The organism is Nocardia sp. NPDC046473, from assembly GCF_040645995.1.
Taxonomy (GTDB): domain Bacteria; phylum Actinomycetota; class Actinomycetes; order Mycobacteriales; family Mycobacteriaceae; genus Nocardia.
Genome location: NZ_JBEYZJ010000002.1, coordinates 283,415 through 307,995 on the forward strand (window position 1 = coordinate 283,415; position 24,581 = coordinate 307,995).

The 24,581-nt window shown below is 68.8% G+C and carries 18 protein-coding genes and 1 riboswitch; of the genes, 9 read left to right on the plus strand and 9 right to left on the minus strand.

Annotation, left to right across the window (positions count from 1 at the left end; genetic code table 11):
* Positions 1 to 28: 28 nt before the first annotated feature.
* Positions 29 to 1,159: a zinc-dependent metalloprotease gene (locus ABZ942_RS06865; protein WP_357379776.1), complete on the minus strand. Its 1,131-nt coding sequence runs from the start codon at positions 1,157 to 1,159 to the stop codon at positions 29 to 31.
* Between the two features lie 13 nt (positions 1,160 to 1,172).
* Entirely contained in the window at positions 1,173 to 2,612 is a 1,440-nt protein-coding gene (gene dacB / locus ABZ942_RS06870) for a D-alanyl-D-alanine carboxypeptidase/D-alanyl-D-alanine-endopeptidase (RefSeq protein WP_357380346.1), read from the minus strand.
* Positions 2,613 to 2,785: 173 nt separating this feature from the next.
* Between dacB and ABZ942_RS06875 the strand changes: the two genes are divergently transcribed.
* Positions 2,786 to 3,277 (plus strand): inorganic diphosphatase, encoded by a 492-nt coding sequence (locus ABZ942_RS06875; RefSeq protein ID WP_357379777.1) that lies wholly within the window; start codon positions 2,786 to 2,788, stop codon positions 3,275 to 3,277.
* Positions 3,278 to 3,321: 44 nt separating this feature from the next.
* Here ABZ942_RS06875 and ABZ942_RS06880 read toward each other — a convergent pair whose 3' ends face one another.
* Positions 3,322 to 6,381 (minus strand): BTAD domain-containing putative transcriptional regulator, encoded by a 3,060-nt coding sequence (locus tag ABZ942_RS06880; RefSeq protein ID WP_357379778.1) that lies wholly within the window; start codon positions 6,379 to 6,381, stop codon positions 3,322 to 3,324.
* Positions 6,382 to 6,849: 468 nt separating this feature from the next.
* On the opposite strand from ABZ942_RS06880, the gene ABZ942_RS06885 reads away from it, so the two are divergent.
* Positions 6,850 to 8,040 (plus strand): serine hydrolase domain-containing protein, encoded by a 1,191-nt coding sequence (locus ABZ942_RS06885; RefSeq protein WP_357379779.1) that lies wholly within the window; start codon positions 6,850 to 6,852, stop codon positions 8,038 to 8,040.
* Positions 8,041 to 8,110: 70 nt separating this feature from the next.
* The gene (locus ABZ942_RS06890) at positions 8,111 to 9,622 is read left to right on the plus strand and encodes an alpha/beta fold hydrolase (protein WP_357379780.1); all 1,512 of its coding nucleotides are present in this window, start codon (positions 8,111 to 8,113) and stop codon (positions 9,620 to 9,622) included.
* Positions 9,623 to 9,663: 41 nt separating this feature from the next.
* On the opposite strand, the gene ABZ942_RS06895 is transcribed toward ABZ942_RS06890, so the two are convergent.
* The 5 genes from ABZ942_RS06895 to ABZ942_RS06915 all read right to left on the minus strand — a co-directional run bounded on the left by ABZ942_RS06895 (position 9,664) and on the right by ABZ942_RS06915 (position 14,922).
* The gene (locus ABZ942_RS06895; RefSeq protein ID WP_357379781.1) at positions 9,664 to 10,308 is read right to left on the minus strand and encodes a response regulator transcription factor; all 645 of its coding nucleotides are present in this window, start codon (positions 10,306 to 10,308) and stop codon (positions 9,664 to 9,666) included.
* Complete coding sequence (locus ABZ942_RS06900; protein WP_357379782.1) at positions 10,296 to 11,552, minus strand: sensor domain-containing protein; 1,257 nt, start codon at positions 11,550 to 11,552, stop codon at positions 10,296 to 10,298. Before ABZ942_RS06900 ends, ABZ942_RS06895 begins: the two co-directional genes overlap by 13 nt.
* Positions 11,553 to 11,622: 70 nt before the next feature.
* Entirely contained in the window at positions 11,623 to 13,431 is a 1,809-nt protein-coding gene (locus ABZ942_RS06905; RefSeq protein ID WP_357379783.1) for an MDR family MFS transporter, read from the minus strand.
* 73 nt (positions 13,432 to 13,504) lie between these two features.
* Positions 13,505 to 14,011: a MarR family transcriptional regulator gene (locus tag ABZ942_RS06910; RefSeq protein WP_357379784.1), complete on the minus strand. Its 507-nt coding sequence runs from the start codon at positions 14,009 to 14,011 to the stop codon at positions 13,505 to 13,507.
* An 89-nt stretch (positions 14,012 to 14,100) separates the two neighbouring features.
* Positions 14,101 to 14,922 carry a crotonase/enoyl-CoA hydratase family protein gene (locus ABZ942_RS06915; RefSeq protein WP_357379785.1) on the minus strand — a complete coding sequence of 274 codons (822 nt, stop codon included), beginning with the start codon at positions 14,920 to 14,922 and terminating at the stop codon, positions 14,101 to 14,103.
* Between the two features lie 269 nt (positions 14,923 to 15,191).
* Between ABZ942_RS06915 and ABZ942_RS06920 the strand changes: the two genes are divergently transcribed.
* The 3 genes from ABZ942_RS06920 (at position 15,192) to ABZ942_RS06930 (ending at position 16,682) form a co-directional block, all read left to right on the plus strand.
* Positions 15,192 to 15,512 carry a 2-oxo-4-hydroxy-4-carboxy-5-ureidoimidazoline decarboxylase gene (locus ABZ942_RS06920; RefSeq protein ID WP_357379786.1) on the plus strand — a complete coding sequence of 107 codons (321 nt, stop codon included), beginning with the start codon at positions 15,192 to 15,194 and terminating at the stop codon, positions 15,510 to 15,512.
* Positions 15,513 to 15,564: 52 nt separating this feature from the next.
* Positions 15,565 to 16,041 (plus strand): YbaK/EbsC family protein, encoded by a 477-nt coding sequence (locus ABZ942_RS06925; RefSeq protein WP_357379787.1) that lies wholly within the window; start codon positions 15,565 to 15,567, stop codon positions 16,039 to 16,041.
* An 89-nt stretch (positions 16,042 to 16,130) separates the two neighbouring features.
* On the plus strand, positions 16,131 to 16,682 hold the full coding sequence (locus ABZ942_RS06930) for a flavin reductase family protein (RefSeq protein ID WP_357379788.1): 552 nt from the start codon (positions 16,131 to 16,133) through the stop codon (positions 16,680 to 16,682).
* A 33-nt stretch (positions 16,683 to 16,715) separates the two neighbouring features.
* On the opposite strand, the gene ABZ942_RS06935 is transcribed toward ABZ942_RS06930, so the two are convergent.
* The gene (locus ABZ942_RS06935) at positions 16,716 to 18,035 is read right to left on the minus strand and encodes an aminotransferase class V-fold PLP-dependent enzyme (RefSeq protein ID WP_357379789.1); all 1,320 of its coding nucleotides are present in this window, start codon (positions 18,033 to 18,035) and stop codon (positions 16,716 to 16,718) included.
* A gap of 46 nt (positions 18,036 to 18,081) precedes the next feature.
* A riboswitch (SAM riboswitch) is annotated at positions 18,082 to 18,195 on the minus strand.
* A gap of 146 nt (positions 18,196 to 18,341) precedes the next feature.
* Between ABZ942_RS06935 and ABZ942_RS06940 the strand changes: the two genes are divergently transcribed.
* The 3 genes from ABZ942_RS06940 (at position 18,342) to ABZ942_RS06950 (ending at position 24,577) form a co-directional block, all read left to right on the plus strand.
* Positions 18,342 to 18,989, plus strand: a complete 648-nt coding sequence (locus ABZ942_RS06940) for a LysE family translocator (RefSeq protein WP_357379790.1) — start codon at positions 18,342 to 18,344, stop codon at positions 18,987 to 18,989.
* A gap of 339 nt (positions 18,990 to 19,328) precedes the next feature.
* The gene (locus ABZ942_RS06945) at positions 19,329 to 23,243 is read left to right on the plus strand and encodes a Pls/PosA family non-ribosomal peptide synthetase (RefSeq protein ID WP_357379791.1); all 3,915 of its coding nucleotides are present in this window, start codon (positions 19,329 to 19,331) and stop codon (positions 23,241 to 23,243) included.
* Entirely contained in the window at positions 23,243 to 24,577 is a 1,335-nt protein-coding gene (locus tag ABZ942_RS06950; RefSeq protein ID WP_357379792.1) for a M1 family metallopeptidase, read from the plus strand. Before ABZ942_RS06945 ends, ABZ942_RS06950 begins: the two co-directional genes overlap by 1 nt.
* Positions 24,578 to 24,581: the final 4 nt, after the last annotated feature.

Below are 24,581 nucleotides of genomic sequence, written 5' to 3' on the forward strand. Positions count from 1 at the left end.
ACCGTCGAGGAGTCGCGTGGTCGCGGCGTCAGCCGAGGACGCGGGTGACCCAGCGTTCAGGACGCTCGATTTCGTCTGTGCGGGGCAGGGTTTCGGCGTTGGTCCAGATGGTGTTGAAGCGTTCCATGCCGACCCGGCCGACGACGTCGTCCACGAACGCCTTGCCGCGCACGTACTGCGCGACCTTCGCGTCCACCCCGAGCAGCGCGCGCATGATGCGCTGCAGCGGGTTGGTCGGGCGCTTGCGGCGCTGGTCGAACGCGGAACGGATCTGTTCGACCGAGGGGACCACGGCGGGACCGACGGCATCCATCACATGGTCGGCGTGGCCTTCCAGCAGCGTGCCGAGCATCAGCAATCGATCGAGGGCCTCGCGTTGCGGCGGAGCCTGGGTGGCCCGCAGCAGGCCGACCACACCGCGGGCGGCGGGATCGTCGGGCGTGCTGCCGCGGCGGCGGTCGCGGACCTCCTCGACCAAGCGGGAGAGCATCTCGTTGAGCGGTTCGTCGCCGACGTCGCCGAGCACCTCGACATTGGTGCGCATGTAGTCGGCCAGCCAGGGCGCCGAGGAGAACTGCACCCGGTGCGTCACCTCGTGCAGACAGACCCAGAGCCGGAAGTCGCTCGGCGAGACGCCCAGTGCGCGCTCCACCGCCACGATGTTCGGCGCGACCAGCAGCAGGGTGCCGTCCGGCCCGGTGAACGGGTCGTACTGGCCGAGGATCGCGGTGGACAGGAAGGCCAGCATCGCGCCCGCCTGCACGCCTGCCGGTTTGCCTTGCAGCAGCCCGCGCTCGCCGGTGTTCCCGCCGGTGCCGGTGAGCTGGCCCATCGAGTCGGCGGCCGCCTCGATCCAGCCCGGCCGGTCGACGATCCGAGCGGCGGGCACCGGCTGATCGTCGAGCAGCCCGCTCACTTCCCGGACCGGTCCTTCGGCGCGTTCGGACGCGACGGCCAGCTCGGCCACCACCTGCTCGGCCGAGTATCGCGAGGTACGCGGACCGGACGGCACCAGGGTGGCGCCGGTCTTCGCGGCCAACTTCCAGTCGACGGCACCGGAGAACCCCGAGCGGCCCTTGGCCTTCTCGACCGCACCCGCGGCCACGGGCTCGACTGAACCCGCGCCGGTATCAGCTGGGTCGGAAATTTCTCCGTGCATTGTCAACCACCCGTCACGAGCATCCACAGTTGCGTAGCGTGCCTGCGATCGCGTCGAGCGCGGGCCTGCTCACCTCCGGCGGTCGATCGTTCGACATCAACGCGAAGGTCAGCACCCGCCCATCGGCGTCGAGCACATACCCGACCAACGCGCTGGACACCGACAGAGTTCCAGTCTTGGCCCGGACAAAACCGGCGCCCTGCCGGTTGCGTTCGACATAGCGGCTGGTCAGCGACCCGGTCGCGCCCGCGATCGGCAGGTCGTCCAGCAGCGGCGCCAAAGTGGCTGCGAGCCGGTCGTTTTCGGGGCGTGCCATGGTGTTGGCGGGCTGGACGGCCGTCGACGCGTTCGGCTTGGCCGCGGTCGCGATGACCCGATCGAGCAGCTTGGCCGGAACGCGGTCGTCCACCGACAACCCGCTGTTGTCCTGCATGTCCAGCCCGGCCAGGTCGAAGCCCGCCTTGCCGAGCGCGGTGCGCACCGCGTCGACCGCGCCGCTGAACGAGGCCTCGCCGCCGTTGGCGACGGAGATCTCCCGCCCGACCGCCTCGGCGAGAATGTTGTCGGAGTAAACCATCATGTCGCGCAGCCGGTCGCGCAGCGGCGCCGACTGCACACTCGCCACCTCGGCGGCGCCGGGCGACGCGGTGCCGGCCCGGACCTTGGCCGGGTCGAGACCGAGGTCGGTGGCCAGCCTGCGCCCGGCGTCCAGCGCGGGCGTCGGGGTGCGCGGCGAGTACTCGACGAGCGGCTGCAGCCTGCCGCCGTCGATCATCACCGACTCCATCGGCGCGATCGAGCCGTCGTGGATGTCGACCGGGTCCCAGCCCTTCGCCATGCTCGGCCCGGCGTAGGCCGAGGTGTCGACCACGATCGTGTCGATGGCCCGGCCCGAGTTCTTGATCTGGGCGACGAGATCGGACACCCGCGCCGAGTTCGGGTAGTAACCCTTGCCTTCCGGCTCGGCGGTGAGCGTCGGATCGCCGCCGCCGACCAGCACCAGCTCGTTCGGCGCGGTCCCGGCCACCACCTTGGTGATCAGCCGATGATTGTCCGGCAGCGTGAGCAGCGCGGCGGCCGTGGTCAGGATCTTCGCGGTGGACGACGGAATCATCGGCCGGGTCGGGTCGCCGCTCCACAGCACCGTCGCGCTGTCGGCGTCGGTGACCTGCCCGGCGAAGGCGCCGAGATCGGGATTGCCGATGACCGGCGCGAGCGCGGCGGCGATCCCGGCCGGGCTCGGCGCTGGCGCGTTCGAGGGCGCGGGGGCCACCTGCGGATACGGTTTGACCGGCGCGGGCGGCGCGGCCGTGGTCAGGCCGCCGTGCCGGAATTCGTCGGTCCACGGCTTGACCGTGAGCAGGACGCCACCACCCGCCGCGAGGACGACGGCGAGCGTCACGCCGAGTCCGATCCAGATATTGCGGCGCCGTCGGGCAGCCAAGCCACCGATGTTCTTACCAACCACAGCCCGCAGCTCTCCTCGACTGATTTCCGCAGCAGCCGCCTGCCGCACCCATGTCCCCGCCGACCACACTATCCTCGTTGCGCAACCGTTCCCCCGAACAACCTGGCGAGTCGGCAGTCGTGACTGCTCATGCTCATAGATGCACCGAAGGAGATGGCGTGGAGTTCGACGTCACCATCGAGATCCCCAAGGGCTCTCGGAACAAGTACGAGGTCGATCACGAGACCGGACGGGTCCGGCTCGATCGGCACCTCTACACGTCCATGGTCTACCCCGCCGACTACGGCTACATCGAGAACACCCTCGGCGAGGACGGTGACCCGCTGGACGCGCTGGTCCTGCTGCCCGAGTCGGTGTTCCCCGGCTGCCTCATCGAGGTGCGCCCGGTCGCGATGTACAAGATGGTCGACGAGGCAGGCGGCGACGACAAGGTGCTGTGCGTGCCGGCCGGCGATCCGCGCTGGGAGCACATCCAGGATCTGAAGGATGTGCCCGAGTTCGAGCTTGCCGCGATCAAGCACTTCTTCGAGCGGTACAAGGATCTCGAGCCCGGCAAGTTCGTCAAGGGCTCGGAGTGGGTCGGCCGCACCGAGGCCGAGGCCGAGGTGACGGCCTCGATCCAGCGGCTGAAGGACAACGGCGGCCACTGAGCCGTGCGGCACGGTGAGCGGGAAGTCCGTCGGTGGCTTCCCGCTTACGCCGAACCGGTGGCGGCACGCCGCTGATTGCGTTCGGCGATCACCTGGTCGAGGTGCTCGCCGAGCAGCGCCAGGATCGGCGCCTCCACCTGACCGTTGAGCCGTTCGTGGGTGAAGTGCGCGTCCTCCATGAGGGCGAAAGCCTCTGCCGCCGAACGGTATACGCAATACGCCTGATGGGTCCGGCCGACCGCCTGCAGGATGAGACCGTGCAGCACCAGCACGCGGGCCCGCGACATCGGCCCGATCGCGCGGTTGAGCATTCGGATTGCCGCATCGGCGATCGGTTCGGCCTCGATCACCTGCCCGGCCATCATGTGCACGTGCGCCAGCCGGGCCAGTGCCCAGCCTTCGCGCAGTTCCACCCCGCTGAGCCGGGCCAGTCGCACCGACTCGCGGCACAACTCGATCGCGTGCCGATGGTCGCCCTGATAGCCGCGACTCGCGCCGAGCTCGTGGGTCGCCATCGCCTCCAGCGCGGCATTGCCGATCTTGGCGGCCAGGGTCTTCGCCTCGGTCGCCCGTTCCTGGGATTGCGGGTATTTCCCTGCGTCCGACAGGGTTTTGGACATGTGCACCAGGCTGGCGCATTCGACGGCGGGGTCCTCGACCCGTCTGGCCAGCCGGATCGCCCGTTCCGCGTGCGCGATCGAGGCCGCCGTCTCGGTGCCCATCCTGGTGGTCGCGGCGAGCAGCTGGCCGGCGAACGCGATCAGTCGCACGTCACTCGCCGAGGCCGGCGGTAGGGACAGCGCGATGCGCACGTGATCCCGGCCTTGGCGCAGCGTGCCGAGCGAGTAGCTGTAGATCGTGCCGAGGGTGACCCGGATCCGGCATTCGACGCGGCGATCGCCCGCCCGCACGCCTGCCTCGAGCAGCCGGTCCAGCGCCCGCGACAGCTCCTGACAGTGCGGCCCGCCGTCGATCAATTCCGCAGTGGCCCAGGCGATATCGGCGGCCAGCGCGAGCGCGGGACCACCGATCCTGGCGATCTGCTCGTACAGCGAGATCAGGTTCGGTCGCTCGACGTCGAGCCAGTACTGCGCGGCGATGCTGTCGGGGAACGACAGTCCGGCGGCTGCGGTGGGCGCCAGGTGTTCCGATAGTCGTGAGCCCGGATTGCACACCGTCATCAGGTTTTTCATGGTCGCCAGATAGAAGTCGAGCAGGCGGATCAGCACGCCGGACACCGGCTCGGCCGCGTCGGGGCCCAGGTGCAGCTCGCGGGCGAACAGGCGGGGCAGATCGTGATAGGTGTAGCGCCCGGACGCGCTGGTCTCCATCAGGTTCAGGTCGACGAGCGACTCACAGAGTTCCTCGACCAGCATCCGGTCCGAGCCGAGGATCGCGGCCGCGCCGTCGAGCGAGAGCTCCGCGACCTCCGGCATGGCCAACATCCGGAAGGCCCTGGCCTGCGCGCAATCGAGCTGGTCGTAGCTGAGCCGGAACGCCGCCTCGACCGCGAGGTCGCCGCTGCGCAGGGTGCCGAGCCGCTGCTTCTCGTCGTCCAGCCGCTCGGCCACGCTGCTGATGCTCCAGTTCGGCCTGGCCGCCAGCCGCGCGCCGATGATCCGGACGGCCAGCGGCAGCCCGCCGCACGCGGTGAGCACGCTGTCCACCGCGTCGGGCTCGGCGGTGACGCGACGCGAACCCGCGATTCCGGCGAGCAGGATGCGCGCCTCGGCCCGGGACAGCACGTCGAGCCGCACGCCGAGAACGCCCACCACGCAAGGTAATTCGGGCATCGATGAGCGGCTGGTGATCAGCACCGCCGAGCCGGGTGTGCCCGGAATCAGCGGTGCGACCTGGTCGCTGTCGCGCGCGTTGTCCAGCACGACGAGCACCCGCTTGCCGTCGAGGATGCTGCGGAACTGGGCCGAACGCTCGGCCAGGGTCGGCGCGATCTCGCCCTCCGGAATGCCAAGGGCGCGCAGGAAATCGCCGAGCGTGTCCGCGGCCGGGGTGCCGGATCGAGTGCCGGGACCGCGACCGCGGGCCTGCGCGAAGCCGTGCATATCGACGTGCAGCTGCCCGTCCGGAAACCGGTCCCGGACGCGATGACCGACGTGCACCGCGAGCGCGCTCTTGCCGATTCCGCCCATGCCGCCGATCACACACACCGGCACCGCGAAACCGTCTGCGCGGGTGAGCCATTCGCTGATCCGGCGGACCGTGTCGGCGCGGCCGGTGAAGTCGACGACATCGGCGGGCAGCTGCGCGACCCGCCCAACGGTACGGCGTGGCGGTCGCACGATGACCGCTTCGTTCTCGGTATCTCGTTGTGGCGCACGCAGATCCGCCCGCAGGATGCGCTGGTGCAGTTCGGCGAGCTGCTGTCCCGGTTCGATGCCGAGCCGTTCGATGAGCACCTTGCGGGTATCGGCATACACCGCGAGCGCCTCGGCCTGCCTGCCCGCGTGATACAGCGCGGTCATCAACAGGCCGCGCAGCTGCTCGCGCATCGGGTGCTCGCCGCACAGCGGTGTCAGCTCGGCGATCACCTCCGGATAGCGGCCCAAGCGCAGGTCCAGCTCGATGCGCTGTTCCAGCAGCGCGACTCGCCGTTCGATCAGCTGCGTGCGCTGCCGGTCCGCGTAGGGGCCGGGCAGCCCGGCCAGCGGCGTACCCGACCAGAGCCGCAGCGCGGCATCGAGCCGTTCACGGATCTGCTCGACCGCGTGCGCCGACTCCGCGTCGATCCGGTCCGGCTGCACCTCGAGCAGCATATCCTCGACCATCTCCACATCGACCGCGCCCTGCGGCAGCCGCAGCGCGTAGCCGCCGCCGAACCCGACGAGCACCGTGGCGGGCGCGCCGGCCGCCCGGTCCGGCTCGAGCGCGCGGCGCAGATGCAGGATGTGGTTGCGCAGCGCGCCGATCGCGCTCGGCGTCGGATGCTCGCCCCAGACGCCGTCGATGAGTTCCGGCACCGTCGCCGAACGTCCGCTGCGCAGCAACAGGGCCGCCAGCAAGGCTCGGCGCTGTTTGGAGCCGAGATCGAGCTCCAGTTCGCCGCGCCACGCACGCACCTCGCCGAGTACAGCGAACTTCAGCATTCGGTCCTCTCTCTGACCGTCGATCGTTCAACAATGAACGTAGCCAATCGTCCGACGTATTCGGCCGTCCTGCCCAAGCGAAGTCACCGATGAGCCACTGCTGATCTGACGTCATCGCCCAGACATCCAACCAATGGTTTCATGAGTTTTTCGTGACGGCTTACTGATCCGGCGCTGGTATAGGCACGAAAAGGGACATCCGACTCGGCCGGATGTCCCTTCTCGACAGTTGAGATCGGTAATAGATATACAGATCCCGGTCACCGTATGTTTGCACGCACTGCGGGTGCTCGCCACCGCTGCTGAGCGACCGCGCGCGGTAGTGCTAGCCCCACCATCGGACACCAGCAGGCAATACCCCGCATTCGGGTGCGCGCGTCATGGGCGCGACGGCTGCCGATTCCTAGGCTCGAAAGCGTCGGGGATGCACCAACGCCTTCCGGCTCGAACAGGAGGAAAGCACTGCTCATGAACCCATTTCGGCGCAACTCCGGCAGGGCGGCCGTCACGGCCGCAGTGGTCGGCGCGGTACTCGCCGCGTCCGCATGCGGCGGTGAGACGTCGACGGGCAAAACCGATGATCCGGCGAAGACGCCACCGACCGCCGTGTCCACCGCCATGGACAACGCGGTGCGCAAGGGATTTCCCGGCGTGCAGGTGGTGATCGACGGACCCGGCGGGCATCGCACCTTCACCGCGGGCGTCGGCGACCTGACCACCCGGGCACCGTTCCCGGACGACGCTCGCGTCCGAATCGGCAGCAACACAAAGACATTCGTATCGACGGTGGTCCTGCAGCTCGTCGCCGAGGGCAAGATCGAGCTGGACGCGCCGATCGAGCGTTACCTGCCCGGCGTCGTGCAGGGTAATGGCAACGACGGCAACCGGATCAGCGTGCGCCAGCTGCTGCAGCACACCAGCGGCATACCGGACTACCTCGGCCACGGCAGCCCCGACGGCGTCCAGCGTGATCATTCCGAGCAGCTGAACCCGGACGAAGAAGCCCTCCGCTGGCAGCACTTCGACGCGGCCGATCTGGTCCGCCGGGCGATGAGCGCGCGGCCGAACTTCGAACCCGGCGCGAAATCGGTCTACACCAACACCAACTACGTGCTGGCCGGCCTGCTGATCGAACGGGTGACCGGCAATCCGGCCGCCGCCGAGATCGGCCGCCGGATCATCGAGCCGCTCGGCCTGCGCGACACCTACGTGCCCGCCTCGCGCGAAACGACCATTCGTGGCCCGCATGCTCAGGGCTACCACGTCGTGGGCGGCAAGCAAGTCGATTTCACCGACCTCGACCCGTCCTGGGGCGGCACCGCCGGCGATATGGTCGGCACAGCGACCGACCTGAATCGGTTCTTCACCGCGTTGTCGGCCGGAAAGCTGTTGCCGCCGGCGCAATTGGCGGAAATGAAGCGTACCGTGCCGTTCGATCGGATGGCCGGGGCCGATTACGGTCTCGCCCTTATCCACCGGACCACCCCGTGCGGTAAAGAGGTGTGGGGACACGGCGGCAGCATTCCCGGCTTCGAGACGCGCAACGGCGTGCTGGCCGATGGCACCGCGGTGACGGTCACGGTGAACCAGCTGCCGACCACCGAGGAGGGGGCCGACGCGGTCGGCGGTGTGCTCGATGCCGCGCTGTGCGCCTCATGATCGGCCGTACTGCCATTCAGCCCGAACGTGCCGATATCTGTTGCAGCCGAATGACTTCCGAGGAGAATCAGTGAGACGCACGAAAGGGCTGGCCATCGCCTTGGCGAGCCTGGTGGCCGGTGCCGGTCTGCTCGGCTGCGCCGGACCCGAGGCCGAAGCGCAACCGGGCGCCCCCGCGCTGGACCGCTTCTACAGCCAGCAGCTGGACTGGAAGGCTTGCGGCGAGCCGAAACTGGACGAGGCGGGCGCGCAGTGCGCGAACGTCACCGTTCCGCTGAATTATGCTGAGCCGCAAGGGTCTACCCTCACGGTCGCGATATCCCGGCTCGCCGCGACCGATCCCGCACAGAAGCGCGGCGTCATGTTGTCCAACCCCGGCGGACCGGGCGGCGCGGGCCTGGATTTCATGGTCGACGTCAGCAAGGCGATGACCCCCGACGTGCGGGCCCGCTACGACCTGATCGGCATGGACCCGCGTGGTGTCGGGCGCTCCTCCCCTATCCAGTGCCACTGGCCGATCGGCATCGCGCTACAGTCGGCGGGCGTCGACGCGGCAGGTTTCGCGAAATCCGTTGCGGTGCAGGGTGATCTGGCCGCGCGCTGCGCGACCACGGAGGCGGCTCGACTGCCCTACATCACCACCCGGAACACCGCGCGGGACATGGACGTGATCCGCGGCATCTTCGGCGTCGACCGAATCAGCTACTACGGCACCTCATACGGCACCTACCTCGGCGCGGTATTCACCCAGATGTTCCCCGACCGCAGCGACCGGATCGTGCTGGACAGCGCGGCGGATCCGGACAATTACGGAACCGTCGGCATGATGCAGGCGATGGGGCCTGCCAATGAGGCCGCGCTCGACCTGTGGGCGGATTGGGTCGCGGCGCGTGACGGCGAGTACCACTTCGGCACCGACCGAGCCCAGGTCCGCGGCGCAGTCCAGGACCTGATCCGACAGGCCGCGGACAAGCCGATCCGGTTGGGCGAGTACGAGATCGACGATCATTGGCTACCGATTGTGCTGTTCGTCGGACTGGACAGCCCACAGCAATACGAGATGCTCGCCGGTCAAATCCGCACGATCGCCGACGCCGCCGCGGGCAAGCCCGCTGAGCTCGACAAGACGTTGGACGCCAGCCTCGGATACGCGCTGAAGGCGCGGCCGCAAGATAATTCGTCGCAGATGGCGATCATGTGCGGCGACGTGGCCGCACCACGGGATCCGGGATTCTACTGGCGCAATATCGAGGCTGCCCGTCCCACCCAACCGGTGTTCGGCCCGTTCACCAACAACATCACCCCGTGCGCGTTCTGGGCCCCGCCCGCCGAACCGGCCACCGTGGTGCGCAATTCGGTGCCGGCTCTGATCGTGCAGTCCACCGGTGACACGCGGACCGCTTACCAAGGCGCGGTCGCCTTGCACAACTACCTGAGCGGATCCCGCCTGGTCACCCTCCAGGATGTCCCGATTCACTGGATCTTCGGGCGTTACCAGAACGCCTGCACCTACTCGGCGGTGAACACCTACCTCCGCGACGGCACCATGCCCGCCGCCGACGTCACCTGCCACGTCGACTGATCACATCGTGTAATGGCCTGAACCCCAACGGGTTCAGGCCTTCACGCGTTCAGGTAGGCGAGCACGGCCAGCACTCGACGGTGACCGACGTCCTCGGTGGACAACCCGAGTTTCGCGAAGATACTCCGAATGTGCTTGTGCACAGCACCTTCAGTGACCACCAGCCGTTCGGCGATGGTCCCGTTGTTGTGTCCCTCGGCCATCAGCGCGAGCACCTCGCGCTCGCGGACGGTCAGTACCGCCAGCGGATCGTCGGCCTTACGCCGGACCAGCAGCTGCGAGATCACCTCGGGGTCCATGGCGGTGCCACCCGCGGCGACCCGGCGCAACGAATCGAGGAAGCGATCGACCTTACCGACCCGTTCCTTGAGTAGATAGCCCACTCCGCCCGCGCCGTCGCCGAGCAGTTCGGCGGCGTAACTGTCCTCCACCCAGGACGACAACACCAGCACGGGCAGGCCGGGATGCAGCTTCCTGGCGCTGACGGCGGCGCGCAGCCCGTCGTCGGTGAACGTCGGCGGCAATCGGATGTCGACGACCACTGCGTCCGGCCGGTCCGCAGCCACCGCGGCGAGGAAATCGTCCGCGTTGTCCACGGCGGCGACCACCTCGATGCCCGCGGTGCTCAGCAACAGGACGAGCCCCTCCCGCAGCAGGGCGTCGTCTTCGGCGATCATGACCCGCACGGCAACTCCACCCGCAACACAGTAGGGCCACCGGGCGGACTGGTCAGCACCATGCTGCCGTCGAGTGCCTCGGCCCGGCGCCGGATACCGGCCAGGCCGCCGCCATAGGTCTCGACCGCACCACCGACACCGTCGTCGCGGATCTCGATCCGCAACAGCTCGGGCGGGCCACCCAGCACCAGGGAAAGGCCTTCGGCGCCTGAATGTTTGGTGGCGTTGGTGAGCGCCTCGGTGATGACGAAGTAGGCCGCCGCCTCCACCGCCGCAGGCCGCCTGCCCACCTCGCTCGAATCGAGCACGCACGGGATCGGGCTGCGCGCGGCGATCGCCGAGATCGCGCTCACCAGCCCGCGATCCGAGAGCACCGGCGGGTACACGTTGCGCACCACGTCACGCAGTTCGGCGAGCGCGGCCGTCGCGGTGTCCTGCGCCTTGCGGACCAGCCCGGCCGCCGTCTCGGGATCTTGTTCGCGCAGCTGGTCGGCCAGGCCGAGCTGCATGATCACCGCCGCGATCCTGGCCTGCGCACCGTCGTGCAGGTCGCGTTCGATCCGGCGCAGTTCGGCACCGTGCGCGTCCAACGCGGCGGCCCTGGTCGCGGTCAGCGCGGCGACCCGGTCGGCGAGCACGACGCCCTCGGCAGGTCCGAGCAGCGCGCGGGCCAGCAGCGCCTGCCAGCGCGCCACGAGCGGGATCTGCAGGACCAAGAATCCGACGGGGAACGCGATCAGAAAGCTCAGCGCCGCCCGTGGCCACGAGTTGACCTCGAATCCGTAGCTGGTCAGTTCTCCAGGGGGCACATGCTGCCAAATCGCCGGGGTCACCAGCTGTATGAGCGCGCTTACCGGCAGCGCGGCGGCAATGAGCCCGACGAACATCCCGGTCAGCGCCTGTGCGACCAGCCAGGCGAAGTCGCGGCGATTGGCCGGGTCGGTGAAAACCGTGGTCACCCGTTGCCGCAGCCCACCCGTCAGGGGTTGATAAGCCTCGACGATCGGCTCGCCGAGTTGCTTTGCCGCCCTGCGCCGTTCGAATGACGCCACGGGGCGGACCGCCCGAATCGCATCGGGCAGAGCTGGTATTCCGATACCGATCAAGCAGAATCCGGCGGCGAGCAACAGGCCGATCACCGCGAACAGCGCGGCCACCGACGTCACGACGCCGACCACCAGGTAAACGATCGCACCCGGCAGGCGCCGCAATCGGTCGCGCGCTGCGCGTAGGGCCACCATCACGTTGTTCATGCTGTCAGCCGCGCGGACGCCACCGCGCCCGAGTCCCTCATCGACCCGGGCGCGGTGCCACCGGCTGCGGTCACGCCGAGCCGGAGCCGTCCGTGGATCTACCCGCGGCACCGTCGCGCCCACTATCGCCGTTCGGCGGACTCACCGCCTCCCCGCCGCCGAGCAGCAGCCCGGCCTGTTCCACCACGCGGGCCTCCGCGTCGAGCGCCGAGTTCGACTCGCCGGCCGCCGCGTCCTTGGCCGCCTGGATGCCGCTGACCATGCGCAGCGGCACTTCTCGCCAGAACAGCACGAGGATCAGCGCGAGCAACGCGATACCGGTCGCCGACAGGAACACCGTCGACATGGATTCCGCGAATCCGACCTTGAACGGGCGGGCCAGCTCCGGGCTCAGCTGCTGGATGACCGAGCTGTCCTTCAGCACCGCACCCGCGGCCGAAGTATCCTGCGCGAGCAGGCCTTTCGACAATGCGACATCGGCGGGGTTGCTACTCTGCGCGCCCTCGACCACCGCGTGCTGGAAGGCCGGATCGGCTGCCGCACTGCGCATCTCGTCGGAGATGTTGGGCGTCAGCTGCGCGAACAGGATGGACAGGAACACCGCGACACCGAGCGTGCCGCCGATCTGCCGGAAGAAGGTGGCGGCCGCGGTGGACACGCCCATGTCCTTGGGCGGCAACGCATTCTGCAGCGCCAGGGTGAGCGGCTGCATCAGGTTGCCGAGCCCGAATCCGGTGCACGCCATGAAGATCATCGCGAGCCACAGCGGGGTGTCGGCGGTCAGGAAGTGCAGCAGGAACAGGCCCAGCGTCAGCATGGTCGCGCCGATGATGGTGAAGGTGCGGTAGCGGCCGGTCCGCGAGATCAGCTGGCCGGACACCACCGAACCGGTCATCAGTCCGAGCACCATGGGCAGCATCTGCAGACCCGCCAACGTCGGGCTGGCGCCGCGCACCACCTGCAGGTACTGCGGCAGCAGCGAGATGCCGCCGAACATGCCCGCGCCGACCACGAACGAGATCACCACGCCGAGCGCGAAGGTCTTGTTCTTGAAGATCCGCAGCGGGATCAGCGCCGCGTCACGCAGCGACTTCTCCACGAACACGAAGCCGATCACACCGGCCACACCGATCACATAGCAGGCAATGGAACGCCCACTGGCCCAACCCCATTCGCGACCCTGCTCGGCGACGATGAGCAGCGGCACCAGGCCGACGGCGAGGACGAACACGCCCCACCAGTCCACCCGGTCGGTGGAATGCGGCCGCTTCGGCAGCTTGAGCACCCGGTACACCACCGCGAGCGCGATCAGGCCGATCGGCACGTTCACCAGGAACACCCAGCGCCAGCCGCTCACCCCGAGGATCGTGTCCTGCCCGGCGAGTACGCCGCCGAGCACCGGGCCGATCACGCTGGAGGTGCCGAACACGGCCAGGAAGTAACCCTGGTACTTGGCGCGTTCCCGCGGCCCGACGATATCGCCGAGGATGGTCAGCGCCAGCGACATCAGACCGCCCGCACCGATGCCCTGCACGGCACGGAACGCCGCCAGCTCGTACATCGACTGGGAGATCGTGCACAGCAGCGAGCCGACGATGAAGATCGCGATCGCCAGCATGAAGAACTGCTTGCGGCCGAACATGTCGGACAACTTGCCGTACAGTGGCGTCGCCAGCGTCGCGGTGATCAGGTATGCGGTGGTCGCCCACGCCTGCAACGAGTAGCCGTCGAGGTCGTCGGCGATGGTGCGGATCGCGGTGGACACGATCGTCTGGTCCAATGCCGCGAGCAGCATCCCGAGCATCAAGCCACTCAGGATCACCAGGATCTGGCGATGAGTGAACGCGGGTGGCGCCTCCACCTTCTCAGCGGTAGTCACGACTGCGCCTCGCTGACGCTCGGCTCCATCGTGCCCACGGCGGCTGTGTCTTCGGTTCGCTCGCGTTGCTCGCTCACGTGTCTTTCTCCGTCCCAGTAAAGGTCTGATCCCAGTTGCGGCGCATCGCGGCGATCATCTCGGGTCTGGTGCGCTCGAAGTCGTCGACGAACTGCCGGAGCAGCTCGGCGAACTCGGCCCGGGATTGCGGCGCCCATTCGGCCAGCACCCGGGACAGGTTCTCGTTGCGCCGCCTACGGACCTCTTCGGCGACCGTCCGGCCACGTTCGGTAACGACGAGCACGGTGGCTCGCCCGTCCGCCGGGTCGGCCTGCCGCTCGACCAACTGCTTGCCGACGAGCTGTGCCACCTGACGGCTCACCGTCGACGCGTCCGAGTGCAACGCGTCGGCCAGCGCGCCCGATCGCATCGGACCGTCACAGCACAGCCGAAGCAGTGTGCCGTACGCGGCGGGGTCGAGCCCGTCCTTGGTCCACGTGCCGATCTGGGCCGCCGTACGGTCGCGGATCCGCTGCAATCGGGTGAGCTGCATCGCGATCGTGTCGATCGTTTGCTCGTCCAAACCCTATACCTTTGCTTGCATCAATCAATTAGTTGCGCGATGCAAGTATGCGGACGAGCCTCCTACTGGGGCAAGTGATTTACCGAGCTTTACTTACCCTTGAACTCCGGCGCCCGCTTCTCGAACACCGCTTTGATCGCCTCGGTGAGGTCTTCCGACGGCAGGAACGCGGAGTTCCACGCGGACACGTAGCGCAGCCCGGCGGCCACCTGGTCCTTGTTCCGCTGATCGAGCACGTCCTTCACACCCTGCACCACCAGCGGCGGGTTCGTGGCGATTTCGCGCGCGGTGGCGTGTGCCGCGTCCAGCGCCGCCTCCTGATCCGCGAACACGTCGTTGACCAGGCCGATCTTCTCCGCCCGTGCCGCGTCGATGTCCTTGCCGGTGTAGGCGAGTTCGCGCAGCTGGCCCTCGCCGATGATGCCGGGCAGCCGGTGCAGCGACCCGATGTCGGCGACGATGGCAACCTTCGCCTCGCGCAGGCTGAACTTCGCGTCCGCGCTGGCGTAGCGGATGTCGACGGCGGCGATCAGGTCCAGCCCGCCGCCGATGCACCAGCCGGAGATCGCCGCGATCACCGGCTTGCGGCAATCCGCCACCGCGGTCACCGCCGCCTGCAACTTGCGCAGCTCGACCAGGAACTCGGTGCGCGGCGCGGCGAACGCCTTGTCGGCCATCAGCGGGCCGAACATGCCGCTCATCGCGGGCAGGTCGAGGCCGTACGAGAAGTGCTTGCCCGAGCCGGTGAGCACGATCGCCCGGACCTCAGGGTCGGCGTCGAGGCCATGGAAGATCTCCGGCAGCTCCCGCCAGAAGTCCGGGCCCATCGCATTGCCCTTGCCGGGACCCGTCAATGTCACCTGTGCGACGCGGTCCTTCGTTTCTACGGTGAAAGCCTGCCAATCAGTCATTTGTACAGCGTATCGAGCAGGTGGGAGCCGGGCACTCCGCATCCCGGAATGGGGCACACACGCGACCAGCACGGTGTGGATTTACGAGCGCAGTTCGTGGCCCCGTGAACACGGTGCAGCCACCCGGACGTCAACATCGCGATCGCGCGGCCGGCACCCCTCCCATGTAAACCCTGCGCAAAATCGGTGCGGCGCACTAGGTCCCACCTCACCCTCGGGCGGATCATGAAGGCGGTCAGCAAACCTCAATCATCGAGTCGGAGGCCATCATGCTGATGCATCAAGGAATCGGTCTCGAACGGTTCAACGAAATCTCCCGTGCCCGTGCGATACACGCACTCTTCTCCTGCTGCTGCAATGTCACCTGGGCCGCCAAGCTCGCGGCCGCCCGGCCCTATCCGGATCGGGACGCGCTGCTGGCCGAGGCCGATATCGAGTTGCTCGCGTTGTCCCAGGGCGATCTGGATCGGGCACTCGAAGCAGTTGCGCACGAACAGGTCTCGGGCGGCAGCGTGACCGAGCTCGCGCGGATCACCCGCGCGCGGATCACGCTGATGCTCGGGCCGAGCGAGGGCTATCCGGAATACTGACGCATTATCGAGTAGCCCGGCGCACCATCCGCAATCGCTCTACTCTGGTGGCATGCGCAGGTCGACATTGCCACCGATCGCCTGCCGAGTCGCGGACACCCTCATCGCCCGAGGCCATCACGGTGTCATCGTGACCCAGCCGGCACCAACACCCACCATCGCCGATGCCGCGCGAACCCTCGGCGTCGAGGTGGGTGCCATCACCTCCGCGCTGGTCTTCCTGTTGGACGAGGATCCGGTGCTGCTGCTGGTTTCCGGCGCACACGAGGTCGATCTCGAGTCCACCGGAAAGCGGCTGGAGGGCACGCTCACCCACGCACCGGCCGAGATGGTGCGCGAGGTGACCGGCCAGCCGATCGGCGGCGTCGCCCCGGTAGGCCACCCCACCAACCTCCCCACCTGGGTAGACACCGCCCTCGCCAACCATCGCGAGGTGTGGGCCGCAGGCGGCCACCCGAACACGGTGTTCCGCACCTCATTTCACGAACTGGTGCGAATCACCGCGGGCCTGCCGATAGACGTCGACTGAATTCAGCAGAACTGCTGGCAGCGAATCGGACCACAAGTCACCGCGGGCGTTATAGGCGAGCCGTAGGAACCCCGCGTAGTTTTGGACGGGTGACCGAAGCAGAACGGCCCGCCACGGATATCCAGATCCCTGATGATCTGAGCGGGATCACCGCCGAACAGTTCCGCGCCTCGATGCGCCACTATCCGGCGGGCGTCACCGTTGTCACGCTGAACTCACCGAACGGCCCGATCGGCTTCACCGCGACCTCGTTCGCATCCCTGTCGCTGACGCCGCCGCTCGTGTCCTTCAACATCGCGCACACCTCGTCGAGTCTCACCGCCCTGCTGGACGCCGAATCCGTCGTCATCCATTTCCTCGGCGAACACCAGCACGACCTGGCCCAGCGCTTCGCCCGCACCGCCGCGGACCGCTTCACCGACCGCTCGCTGTGGACCACCCTGGACACCGGTGAACCCGTCCTGCACGGCACCCCCATCTGGCTGCGCGCCACCATCCACCAACTGATCCCGTTGGGCGATCACACCCTCGTCGTCGGCCTGGTAACCCGAGTCCACGACAACACCGACGAAACTCCCGCCGCCGCTCCCCTCCTCTACTACAACGGCCGCTACCACCGCCCCACCAGACTCGGCGACTGAACGCGGTCGCCGGGCCCGGGCGATGTTGCCGGGCTAGTCGACGAGGCAGGGGGCTGCGCCGGTGGGAGATTCGGACGTGAAGGGACGGGTTTCGGGGGTGGGGTTCCAGAGCCCCTGGGTGGTGGCGTAGTTCCAGGCCGGTCCGCCCTCGACGAGCGTGGCAATGGCTTGGATCAGGCGCTCTACGTCGGCGAGGGTGGTGCCGAGGCCGATGCTGGCGCGCAGGGCGCCGTCGAGATCGAGGCGGGCCAGCAGCGGGTGGGCGCAGAAGCGGCCGTCGCGGACGCCGATGCCGTGTTCGGCGGACAGGTAGGCGGCGACGTGGCCGGGAACGAAACCGTCCAGGGTGAAGGCGACGATACCGACGGTGTCGGGGGCGTCGGTCCAGATGCGCAGCAGGTTGACGCCGGGGATGGCCGCGAGTCCGGCGCGCAGTCGGTCGGCGAGCTGGTGTTCGTGCGTGGCGAGCGTGTCGGCGTCGATCTCACAGAGCGCGTCACAGGCGGCGGCGAGGGCGGCGGCGCCGAGCACGTTGGGTGAACCGCCCTCGTGCCGCTGCGGGGCGGGCGCCCATTCGGCGCCGGTGGTGGTGACCTCGCGGACCGCGCCGCCGCCGGCCAGGTACGGCTCGGCGTTGTCGAGCCAGTCGCGGCGGCCGACCAGCACGCCGGCGCCGAACGGCGCGTACAGCTTGTGGCCGGAGCATGCGAGGTAGTCGATACCGGTGTCGCGCAGGCTGATTCGCCGGTGCGGCGCGAGCTGGGCGGCGTCGACGAGGATGCGGGCGCCGCACTGGTGGGCGATGGTGGCCAGTCGCTCCAGCGGCAGCACCTCGCCGGTGACGTTGGAGGCGCCGGTGACCGCGAGCAGCGCGGCGGGCTTGCTACACAGCTCGGCGACCAGGCGCCCGATGGTCTCCTCGACCGTGGCCGCGGCCTGCACGACGCGGCGGCCGTGCTTGGTCCACGGCAGGAAGTTGGCGTGATGTTCGATGTCGAGCACCACGGTGTCGCCCGGGACACAGGACGCGAGCAGGTTCAGCGAGTCGGTGGTGTTGCGAGTGAACACCACCGCCTGGTCGTCGGTCGCGTCGAGGAAGCGGGTCACCGAACCACGGGCGGCTTCGTAGCACTCGGTGGAGATCCGGGAGGCGTAGCCCGCGCCGCGGTGCACGCTCGCGTAGAACGGCAGCAGCTGCTGGATCCGGTCGGTGACCTGGGCCAAGGCGGGCGCGCTCGCCGCGTAGTCGAAGTTGGCGTAGGTGGTTGTCCCGCCTTGGACGAGCGGCACCTGGAGGTCGTCACCGGAAACCCGGGCGAGGGGCGCACAGTTCTGGGTCACAACAGCAGTCATCACGAAATCCCGTCGGCTCTGGGACCCGCAATCAGGTGATTCGTCGAGTCCGCGCTTGCCGCACCCGGTCGGGTGTCAGCCCGGTCGTCACCCGGAGCACCCCACCGCGGAGGAGGGTTGCCGACCAGCAAGCCGGGGCTGAACGCTGGTACTCATGACCTGATCCGAGATTGGCAGACATCCCCCGGCGCTGTCAACTGGTCGGCGGCGCCGCGTGTTCGCCCGGAAATCTCGCGCGCTGGTCACCTCCGGCGGGACCGGTGGAAATCCATTGCTTCTCCGGCGACTTTGCGGTCACATCATGAGGTGTCGCTTTCGCTGCTGTTCAGCTTCGTCGGTCTGTGCGTGCTGCTGGCGCTGACGCCGGGCCCGGATTCGTTTCTCGTGCTGCGGTTCTCGCTGGTAGACGCCCGACCGGGCGTCGCGGCCGCGATCGGGTCGGCGCTGGGCGGGATCCTGTGGGCGGTGGTGGTCGCGGCCGGTGTCGCCACGCTGCTGGAGCAGTCGGCGACCGCGTATCGCGCGCTGAAGCTGATCGGCGGAATCTACTTGGTGTACTTGGGTATTCGCGCGCTGCTCGACCAGTGGCGGCAGCGCAGGACAGGCCGGGAAGCCACCGACGCCGAGGGTCTGGCGCACGCGAGCAGCGGCACCCGCGCATCGGTTCGCTCGGCGTTCACCGCGGGCGTCGTCTCGTGCATGTTCAACCCGAAAGTCGGCCTGTTCTATCTCGCCGTGCTGCCCCAGTTCCTGACCGAGGTCACTTTTGCCAACACCCTCGCCCTCGGCGCCGTCGAATCGAGCATTGCCGCGGTAGCGATGGTGCTCCTGGCCCTGGCCGCCTCTCGCGCGGTCACGCTGCTGCGCCGCCCGAAGCTCCGGGATCGACTCGAACAGGTGAGCGCCGCGATCCTGGCCACCCTCGGCCTCGGCACCGCCGCCTCCGCGGCCTGATCGCCCCTGCTCGAAACGCCCTGAGCTGCAAGATCACCAAGCCCATGTGGGGAATCACACCGGGATGAGCAGCTCGACGCAGCGACCGTCCAGCGAACCCACCGGGTAACCCGCCCACCAGGCGTTGCTTCGGCGCGCCCGACAAAAATCGCCACGACCTGCAACAACCCCGCCCACAGTCCCGCGACCGGGAACCGCGCCGGTGAACAACAAACGTCGACAACCCCGAGTACCGTGGACAACTGGTCACCGTGGCGTTTGCCCACTGGTAACCCAGCTATGACACAAACAACACCAGGGAAGTGCGAGGCAGGTCGAATGGGAGGTGGGCAGGGCGTCATGCTCCAACCACAGGTTGATGTGACGGTGGACCCACTACTTCGGACCGCGCACACGCCACCGGCCCGGACCCTCGTCGACATCCTGACCGCGACCGCGCTGACCCATCCCGACGCCCCCGCCATCGATGACGGCAAGGTGGTGCTCAGCTACCTCGAGCTCGTCGTCGAGATCGAGAAGACCATGGCCCGGCTCGCCACCGCGGGCGTGCGGCCGGGCGACCGGGTCGGCGTGCGGATGCCGTCGGGCTCCAGGGAGCTCTACCTGACCATCCTCGCCGTCCTGTACGCGGGCGCCGCCTATGTGCCGGTCGACGCCGACGACCCGGACGAACGGGCCCAGCTGGTCTTCGGCGAGGCGCAGGTCACCGCGATCGTCACGGCGGCAGGCATCGAGACGACACCGGCGGGTATCCGGGCCGCGACCGACCATCCGGCCGACGCGAGCACCAGCACCCTGCCGACCCCCGCCGACGACGCCTGGATCATCTTCACCTCCGGCTCCACCGGAACGCCGAAAGGTGTTGCGGTGACCCATCGCAACGCCGCCGCGTTCGTGGACGCCGAGGCCAGGCTCTTCCTGCCGGACGCCCCGATCGGCCCCGGCGACCGGGTGCTCGCCGGACTCTCGGTCGCCTTCGACGCCTCCTGCGAGGAAATGTGGCTGGCCTGGCGCAACGGCGCCTGTCTCGTGCCCGCCCCGCGCGACCTGGTCCGCACCGGCGCCGATCTCGGCCCGTGGCTGGTGCGCCGGGAGATCAGCATCGTCTCCACCGTGCCGACGCTGGCCGCCACCTGGCCCGCCGAGGCGCTGGACGCGGTCCGGCTGCTGATCTTCGGCGGCGAGGCGGTACCGCCCGAACTCGCCGAACGCCTTGCCGGAAATGGTGATACGGATCGCGAGGTCTGGAATACCTACGGCCCCACCGAGGCAACCGTGGTCGCCTGTGCCGCGCTGCTCGACGGCGCGTGGCCCATCCGGATCGGGCTGCCGCTCGACGGCTGGGACCTGGTGGTGATCGACGCGGCCGGAAACCCGGTGGCCGAGGGCGAATCCGGCGAACTGGTGATCGGCGGCGTCGGCCTGGCCCGCTACCTCGATCCCGCGAAGGACGCCGAGAAGTACGCGCCGCTGCCCTCGGTCGGCTGGGATCGCGCCTACCGCAGCGGCGACCTGGTTCGCAACGACAGCGCGGGCTTGGTCTTCCTCGGCCGCGCCGACGACCAGATCAAGCTCGGCGGCCGCCGCATCGAACTCGGCGAGATCGACAACGCGCTACAGCACCTGCCCGGCGTCACCGGCGCCGCCGCCGCGATCCGAACGACCAAGGCGGGCAACAAGATCCTGGTCGGCTACCTCGCCGGCACCGGCCCCGATTTCGACAGCAAGGCGGCCAGAGCCCAACTCGCCGAACAGCTTCCGGCGCCACTGGTCCCCCGGCTCGCCGTGGTCGACGAGCTACCCACCCGCACCTCGGGCAAGGTCGACCGCAACGCCCTGCCCTGGCCGCTGCCGAACAACACCGACGACGACGAGAGCGATCTCACCGGCACCGCGCAATGGGTTGCCGGACTGTGGGATTCGGTGCTCGGCGGCGAGGTCACCGACCTCGATGCCGACTTCTTCGACCTGGGCGGCGGCTCGCTGGCCGCGGCGCAGATGGTGACCGCGCTGCGTGCGCGTTATCCACAGATCACCGTCGCCGACCTCTACGACCACCCCCGCCTCGGCGCGCTGGTGGAACTGCTCGAGCAGAGCACACCGGCCGTCGCCGTCGAGGAGCGCGTGGTGCGCCCGACGCCGCGGCCCGCCCAGTGGGCGCAGGTGCTGGCAACCATTCCACTCACGACGCTCACCGGCCTGCAGTGGCTCACCTGGCTGGCCATCGTCGGCAATGTCGCGGCCTGGTCCGGCTCGCTGCCGTGGCTCCCGCAGCTGTCCTGGTGGTGGACGCTGGTGGCGTTCCTGCTCTTCATCTCACCGCCCGGCCGGATGGCGATCTGCGTGGCCGGCGCTCGACTGCTGCTGCGCGGCGTCGCACCCGGCCGGTATCCGCGCGGCGGCGCGGTACACCTACGGCTGTGGGCCGCGGTACGCCTGTCCGAGGCGAGCGGTGCGGAAAACCTCTCCGGCGCACCGTGGATGGTGCCGTTCGCACGGGCACTCGGCGCCAAGATCGGCAAGGGCGTCGACCTGCACACCCTCCCGCCGGTCACCGGCATGCTCGAACTGGGCGACGGCTGCAGCGTGGAACCCGAGGTCGACCTGTCCGGCTATTGGATCGACGGCGACGTCGTGCACCTCGGCCCGATCACCATCGGACCCGGCGCGGTGGTCGGCGCCCGATCGATCCTGTTGCCCGGCACCAGGATCGGCAAGAACGCGGAGGTCGCGCCCGGCTCGGCGGTATCCGGCAAGGTCAAGGCCGAGCAGGAGTGGGCGGGCTCGCCCGCCGCGAAAATCGGTAAGGCACAGCACCGCTGGCCCGCGCACACGCCCGATCGCGCGGCGCACTGGGTCGCGATCTTCGGCGTCACCTCGATGACCTTGGCCGCGGTGCCCATCCTCGGTCTCGGCTCGGGTGGTCTCTTCATCGCCTGGTTCATCCGCGACACCCGCACGCTCGCGGGCGGTTTGGGCCGCGCCTTCGCTATCCTGCCGGTCGCCACGCTGCTCAGCCTCGCGGTCTACGCAGCGGTCACCATCATCCTGGTGCGGCTGCTCAGCTTCCGGTTGCGCGAGGGCTATCACCCGGTGCGCAGCCGGACCGGGTGGCAGGTCTGGTCCACCGAGCGCCTGCTGGATTCCGCGCGTACCTTCCTGTTTCCGCTCTACGCGAGCCTGCTCACGCCGATCTGGCTGCGCCTGCTCGGCGCGAAGATCGGCAAGGGCGTCGAGGCGTCGACGGTGCTGCTGCTGCCCAAGTTCACCACGGTCGCCGACGGCGCGTTCCTGGCCGACGACACCATGATCGCCAGCTACGAGCTCGGCGGCGGCTGGCTGCGCATCGGCGAGGCGAAGGTCGGCAAGCGGGCGTTCCTCGGCAACTCCGGCATGACCGCGCCCGGTCGTCGGGTGCCGAAAAACGGTCTGGTCGCGGTTCTTTCGGCCGCGCCGTCCAAGTCCAAGGCCGGCTCCTCCTGGCTGGGCAGCCCGCCCGTGCGGCTGCGTCGCGCGCCGGAAAGCTCGGACACCGCACGCACTTTCGATCCGCCGCCGAAGCTGCGGATCGCGCGCGGCATCGTCGAGACCTGCCGCCTGATCCCGGTGCTGGTGACCTTCGCCATCGGGCTCGGCGTGCTGTTCACCCTCGCCTGGCTCGCGCAGAGCCTCGGCCACCTGCCCACTGCGCTACTCAGCGGCTTCGTGCTGCTGGCCGCCGGCGCGCTCGCGGGCGCGAGCTCGGTGGCCGCGAAATGGTTGCTGATCGGCCGGATTCGCGCCGAGGAGCACCCCCTGTGGAGTTCGTTCGTGTGGCGCAACGAGGTGTCCGACACCTTCGTGGAAACCGTTGCCGCGCCGTGGTTCGCGCGCGCCGCGACGGGTACACCGGTGCTGAACCTGTGGCTTCGCGGACTCGGTGCCAAGATCGGCCGCGGGGTATGGTGCGAGTCCTACTGGCTACCGGAGGCGGACCTGGTGACACTCGGTGACGGCGCGACCGTGGAACGCGGCTGCGTCGTGCAGACCCATCTCTTCCACGACCGCATCATGTCCATGGACACGGTCACCCTCGGCGCGGGCGCCACGCTCGGCCCGCACTGCGTCGCGCTGCCCGCCTCGACCATCGGCGAGGGCGCGACCATCGGCCCCGCCTCGCTGGTGATGCGCGGCGATACCGTGCCCCCGTCCACTCGCTGGTGGGGCAACCCGATCGCGCCTTGGTTCGGAGGCGACCCGGGAGCGGCCCGCTGATGCCGGGGAAGTTCTACGAAGCACCGATCGACGAATACCTGCCGCAGAACGGAAATCGGGGCTACCGGGTATCGCGGTACGAGCTCGACCTCACCTACAAGGTGGCGAGCAACCGGTTGGCCGGCCGCGCGGAGATCACCGCGGTGACCACCGCCGTGCAACCGCGCTTCTCGCTCGATCTGTCCCAGGCGCTCACCGTGTCCAAGGTGTTCGTCAACGGCGCCAAGGCCGCGAAGTACACCCATCAGCGCGGCAAGTTGGTGATCACGCCGCAGCAGCGGATTCCGGCGGGCGGTGTGCTCTCGCTGGTCGTCCAGTATGGCGGCATCCCGCGCCCGGTGCGTGGACCGTGGGGTGCGGTCGGCTGGGAGGAGCTCACCGAGGGCGCGCTGGTGGCCAGCCAGCCCAACGGCGCGGCGTCCTGGTTCCCGTGTGACGACCATCCGAGTTCCAAAGCCAGCTACCGGATTTCGATCACCACCGACAGTCCGTACTACGCGCTGGCCAACGGCACCCTGCTGCGCAAGCAGGTCAAGGCCAGCCAGACCACCTGGGTCTATGAGCAGGCCGAACCGATGGCCACCTATCTGGCGACCATCCAGGTCGGGCCGTATCAGAAGCACCGCATCGTCTCCCCACCCAACTCGGTGCCCATGCATGCCGTCGCCCCGGTCCGGCTGCGCGCCAACTTCGAGCACGACTTCGCGCGCCAGCCGCAGATGATGGCGATCTTCACCGAACGGTTCGGGCCCTATCCGTTCGAGGGTTACACCGTGGTCGTCACCGACGACGATCTGGAGATCCCGATCGAGGCACAGGGCATTTCCATCTTCGGTGCCAACCACTGCGACGGCAGGCGCGGCGCGGAACGGCTGGTCGCGCACGAGTTGGCGCATCAGTGGTTCGGCAACAGCCTCACCATTCGGCAGTGGCGCGACATCTGGCTACACGAAGGCTTCGCCTGTTACGCCGAATGGATCTGGTCCGAGGAGGCGGGCGGCCCGACCGCCGACCAGCTCGCGCGCGCGGCCCGGCACAATCTGTCCAGGCAGCCGCAGGACATCGCCGTCGGCGATCCGGGGCCGCAGCACATGTTCGACGATCGGGTCTACAAGCGCGGCGCGCTCACGCTGCACGCATTGCGGCTGGAACTGGGCGATCTCGGATTCTACGATCTGTTGCGGGAGTGGACGATTCGCTACCGGCACGGCTCGGTGAGCACCGAGGAGTTCACCGATCTGGCCGGGCATTACAGCCGGACTCCGCTGCGGCCGCTGTGGGACAGCTGGTTGGTGGAGAAGCCGCTGCCGCAGCTCCCGCCCTCGGCGGCGTAGTTCG

Excerpts from the sequence above, each read along its gene's own strand:
- ABZ942_RS06865 (WP_357379776.1), bottom strand. The coding sequence starts at position 1,159 with ATGCACGGAGAAATTTCCGACCCAGCTGATACCGGCGCGGGTTCAGTC.
- ABZ942_RS06880 (WP_357379778.1), bottom strand. The coding sequence starts at position 6,381 with ATGCTGAAGTTCGCTGTACTCGGCGAGGTGCGTGCGTGGCGCGGCGAA.
- ABZ942_RS06885 (WP_357379779.1), top strand. The coding sequence starts at position 6,850 with ATGAACCCATTTCGGCGCAACTCCGGCAGGGCGGCCGTCACGGCCGCA.
- ABZ942_RS06900 (WP_357379782.1), bottom strand. The coding sequence starts at position 11,552 with ATGAACAACGTGATGGTGGCCCTACGCGCAGCGCGCGACCGATTGCGG.
- ABZ942_RS06915 (WP_357379785.1), bottom strand. The coding sequence starts at position 14,922 with ATGACTGATTGGCAGGCTTTCACCGTAGAAACGAAGGACCGCGTCGCA.
- ABZ942_RS06920 (WP_357379786.1), top strand. The coding sequence starts at position 15,192 with ATGCTGATGCATCAAGGAATCGGTCTCGAACGGTTCAACGAAATCTCC.
- ABZ942_RS06925 (WP_357379787.1), top strand. The coding sequence starts at position 15,565 with ATGCGCAGGTCGACATTGCCACCGATCGCCTGCCGAGTCGCGGACACC.
- ABZ942_RS06935 (WP_357379789.1), bottom strand. The coding sequence starts at position 18,035 with ATGACTGCTGTTGTGACCCAGAACTGTGCGCCCCTCGCCCGGGTTTCC.
- ABZ942_RS06945 (WP_357379791.1), top strand. The coding sequence starts at position 19,329 with ATGCTCCAACCACAGGTTGATGTGACGGTGGACCCACTACTTCGGACC.
- ABZ942_RS06950 (WP_357379792.1), top strand. The coding sequence starts at position 23,243 with ATGCCGGGGAAGTTCTACGAAGCACCGATCGACGAATACCTGCCGCAG.